The 4,144-nt window shown below is 60.9% G+C and carries 4 protein-coding genes; 2 read left to right on the forward strand and 2 right to left on the reverse strand.

Annotated elements, in window-relative coordinates; genetic code table 11:
• The coding region (locus JOZ76_RS12325; RefSeq protein WP_291698901.1) for a YdcF family protein at positions 1 to 291 on the forward strand (291 nt) is incomplete at its 5' end.
• Between the two features lie 1,556 nt (positions 292 to 1,847).
• Here JOZ76_RS12325 and JOZ76_RS12330 read toward each other — a convergent pair.
• Positions 1,848 to 2,774, reverse strand: coding sequence for an MBL fold metallo-hydrolase (locus JOZ76_RS12330; RefSeq protein ID WP_291698902.1), 927 nt, complete (start codon positions 2,772 to 2,774; stop codon positions 1,848 to 1,850).
• Positions 2,771 to 3,766 (reverse strand): Bug family tripartite tricarboxylate transporter substrate binding protein, encoded by a 996-nt coding sequence (locus JOZ76_RS12335; RefSeq protein ID WP_291698903.1) that lies wholly within the window; start codon positions 3,764 to 3,766, stop codon positions 2,771 to 2,773. The genes JOZ76_RS12330 and JOZ76_RS12335 overlap by 4 nt, the downstream gene beginning before the upstream one ends.
• A gap of 138 nt (positions 3,767 to 3,904) precedes the next feature.
• On the opposite strand from JOZ76_RS12335, the gene JOZ76_RS12340 reads away from it, so the two are divergent.
• On the forward strand, positions 3,905 to 4,144 hold a 240-nt coding region (locus tag JOZ76_RS12340; RefSeq protein WP_291698904.1), incomplete at its 3' end, for a LysR family transcriptional regulator.

Consider the following 4,144-nt stretch of genomic DNA (forward strand, 5'->3'; position numbering starts at 1 on the left):
GTCTATTCCAAGGCGCTGGTCGCGCCGAAGCCCGGGGAGCATTGGCTGCTGGTCACCTCGGCGTTTCACATGCCGCGCTCGGTCGGCTTGTTTCGCAAGGTCGGCTTTGTGGTCGAGCCCTATCCCGTTGACTGGCGCGTCGGCGGATCCGACGATCTCGTCTCCTTCACCGGTATGGCCGGTGAAGGCCTCGCCCGAACCGACACGGCGGTGCGCGAATGGATCGGCCTCGTCGCCTATCGGCTGAGGGGACGGATCGATGAGCTGTTTCCCGGCCCTGAGAAGGGCTGACATATTCCACGGCCCCAGCGCTACCGTACCGTCGCGCGAACTTCTCGTGACGATGTCGTGGCATCGTTCCGATTCAAACTTTCAAACAGCAAAACGCACGTCCGCGTCCTCGGCGCGCGCGAGCGCCCGAGCTTCGCTAAAAGTCCGCCCTCTCGGGAAATTGAGAGGGCGCAGGGAATGCCGGGTGACGGCCTCACCCATGGCCCGCCTGCAATAAAAAACGCAGGCGGCAGGTACCACAGGTTAAGCCGGATCATCCCGGCATTCCCTGCGCGATGGTGTTACGGCTTATAGCGCGCTCTCCCCGGAGACCGGGCTTTCTTGCCCCCGTCACCTCGCGTGTCGTACACGCGAAGCTTGACCTCAGCGTCGGGAGGCCAGGACCACACGCCTTTGCCGTCCGCACCGGTGAAGCTCGTCTTGCATCACCGCCGCGTCCATCGCATCCCGCCGCAACGTCCGTGACGACGCGTACGCCCCTCTCATCGAGGCGGGACGGTGGTAGAAAAGCATATTATTCGGAAAAACGGAAGCGGAATTTTTACGTCAGGATCGGATTTCGGCTCCGCCATTGAATCAGCTCAGGAAATTCTGTTTTTCGAAATCCGTTTTCGACCGGCGAAGGGCACCGCTAACGGGGCAGGACGCGAAAACATGCTCCACAGGGGCGAATCAGTCGGGCCACATCGACGGCGTCAGCCTCTGCCTTCCATTGATAGTGACGCCGCTTTCGGATCATGGACGTACTCTGGAATCGTCCATCCTTAAGCCGCCGTGGCCAAGCCATTCCGGAAGGCAGCCGATGACCCGTGCTGCTGCCTTTGAATTGACGGGAGTTTCCCGGCCATTCTCGCCATCTTGTTTTTGCCGGCGGTTGTGCCAAGCGAGCACTGCTTCGGGCGCAGAAAACCGCGTTAACCGGCGAGGAAATATAGGGAAACCAGGATGGCCATTCGGCGATTGCTCAAGAACAGCGACTTGAATCTGCAAGAGCAGCAATTGCTCGAACTGGTATATCGACGGACGCTGCAGCAGCTGAACCTGGTGTGCGGCGACCCGTGGTGCGAGGCGTCGCGCGCAAGATCATCGACGTTCACAAGTGCGGCGCGACCGATGCCGTCGGAATTTCAGAGTTGGCCATAAGGGAGCTTGGGCTGCCGCGGGCCAGATAAGCCGGCCTCAGGAGCGGGCCAAGTAAAATAACGCAGCATGGCAAAAGTCATTTCATTCTCCAGAAGCGGCGCGATCGCATGCCGATCGTGCCGGCGTGCACGTCGCCTTAGAAGTGCAGCCACGCTTCTTCGCGGGAGTTGAGTCACGGCGGCAGGTGAGAGACAGCATCGGCGCCATGATATGCCTTAAATGCGTCCCCCCGTGGACCGCGCTCCACCTTGACGATCAGGGATGATGCGCACCTGCACCCGTTGGGTGTCCGGTGAGAATGTGGTCCTCGCCGAAGCGGAAATGTCGGCTGTTGGACGCCATGCAGAAATTATGTGCTCGATCCGAGCCCTTCCGGTCGTGACTCGCAGCGGAAGTCGCATCTGCCAATCAGGTCATGCAGGACTTGCACTACTGTGGAACGGTGAGGAAGGCTGGAGTTGGCGAACTGAGACCGTCTCGCCGATCTCAAACACCATCAAGTCCTCGCCTACGGCCAGCGGCCCGTCATAGGTTTGACGCGTCTCAGCGACGATATCGTCAAGCGTCGGCGGAGGAATACACTCGCTGCCGAGCAGAACGATATGCGTATAGACGGCGAGCTTCGGCTTCGTCTGGGCAAAGACAAGTCCGGCCACTCGCGGTGTCGTGTGGTGGCCGATAATTCTTTGAACGTAGGCTTCTCTCATGAGCTCCGGCCGCGCGCTCGCGACCTCATGGACCAGCAAGTCGGCGCCGGCACCATACTTGATGACATTGTGATTATAGCGCGTATCGCTGGAAAACACGGCGACGCGGCCCCCGTATTCGAAACGGTAGCCGTAGCAAGGCTTGATCACGTCGCCGTGGTCGACCTCGAAGGCAATCACCTTGACGCCGTTCTTCTCATAGACCGGGCCGTCGCGATCGAATTCGGTCACGTCAGTCGCAATCCCGGATAGCGGCAGCTTCTCGTCGGCGACGCGGATTTTTATGTCGCGCGCGTAGGCCCGCTCCAAATTCTCGATCAGTTCGCGTGCGCCATTGGGGCCAATCACGCGGTAGGGCGTGTTGCGCGTTCCAAAATATGATTCGAGCCAGCCGGTGAGCCACACATCGGGTACGCCTGAGGTGTGGTCGGAGTGATAGTGGGTGAGAAGCTGCACGTCGATGCGTCCGATCGGCAGATTGAGCTGATAGAGTCGGATGGTGGCGCCGCGGCCTGCGTCAATGAGAAACTTCTGGTCGCCCGCCTCGACCAGCGTGCAGGGGCCGAAGCGGTCCGGGCTCGGGATCGGCACGCCAGTCCCGAGCAGTGTCACGCGGAAGTCGCTGGCCGTCATGTGTTGATCTTGATGCCAGCGTCCTTGATCACCTTGGACCAGCGCGCGATCTCGGCGTGGACCAGCGTGCCGAACGCCTCCGGCGTACCGCCGCCAGGATCGGTGCCGAGCTTGCCCAGCGCGTCGCGCACTTTGTCGGTCTTGAGCGCCTTGTCGACGGCCTCATTGAGTCGCGCAGTGACTGCCGGCGGTGTGCCGGTCTTCAACATGAGACCATTCCAATCCTCGGCGGCAAGCTTCGGATACCCAGCCTCAGCGATTGTCGGAACGTTCTTCAGCGCAGGAACGCGTTTGTGGCCCATGACGGCCAGGGCGCGGAGCTTGCCGGTGTTGATATGCTGCACCACCGGCATCATGGCGATGAACTGATAGGTGTTTACGCCACTAATCAGGTCCCCAATCGCCTGCGGAAATTGAGCATATGGCACATGTGTTGCCTGCACGCCGGTCTCGAGCTTGAACAACTCGCCGAGCAGATGCGCGGGTGTACCGAAGCCGCCCGACGAAAACGTGTACTTGCCTGGGTCCTTTTTTAGGTACGCGATGAGTTCCGCCACTGAATTGACCGGAACTGACGGGTTCACCACCAGGACGTTGTAGGCTGTGCCGATCTGGATAAGCGGCGTCAGGTCGGTCTCCAGCTTGAATTTTGCATCGGGAACGAGAGCCGGGACTGCTGCGAGCGGCGTGCCGACTGAGAGCAGCGTGTAGCCGTCGGCGGGTTGCTTGAGCGCCGCCATGGGGCCAATCGTCCCCACGGCGCCGGGCTTGTTTTCGACGATCACATTCCAGCCTTCGCTCTCCGAAAGCGCGGTCGCGACGATGCGCGCGAGGATGTCGGGCGGCGTGCTGGCCGACCACGGCACAATGATACGAATGACTCGCGATGGGTAGGACTGTGCAAGCGCTCGTCGAAAGGCGCTGGCGTTAAGACCAATCGCCGCCGTGCCTGCCATCGCGACGGTCGATAGGAACGCACGCTTGGTGATCATGGCTGCCCTCCTGGCTGTACCGTTCTTTGTGACCGGCCGTGCTGGGCTCAATCAGCCCCGCGGGCTCAATTTGCGATTGAACTCTGCGCCTTCTCGCGATAGTTGGATACATCGATTTTTGGATGGTCTCATAGCCGCATGTCTATGACCCCGAAAAAGCAGGGGACGGAGCAGATCGGTCGCCGGCTCAAGTTGCGCGACCTCCGCATTCTGATGACCGTCGTTGAATGCGGGACGATGGGCAAGGCAGCCGAGCGTCTTGCGATATCGCAGCCGGTGGTGTCGAAGGCGATTGCCGACATCGAGCACGCCTTGGGGGTGCGGCTTCTCGACCGCAGCCAGCGCGGCGTCGAGCCGACATCCTATGGTCAGGCGCTG

Source organism: Bradyrhizobium sp., from assembly GCF_019244115.1.
GTDB lineage: Bacteria > Pseudomonadota > Alphaproteobacteria > Rhizobiales > Xanthobacteraceae > Bradyrhizobium.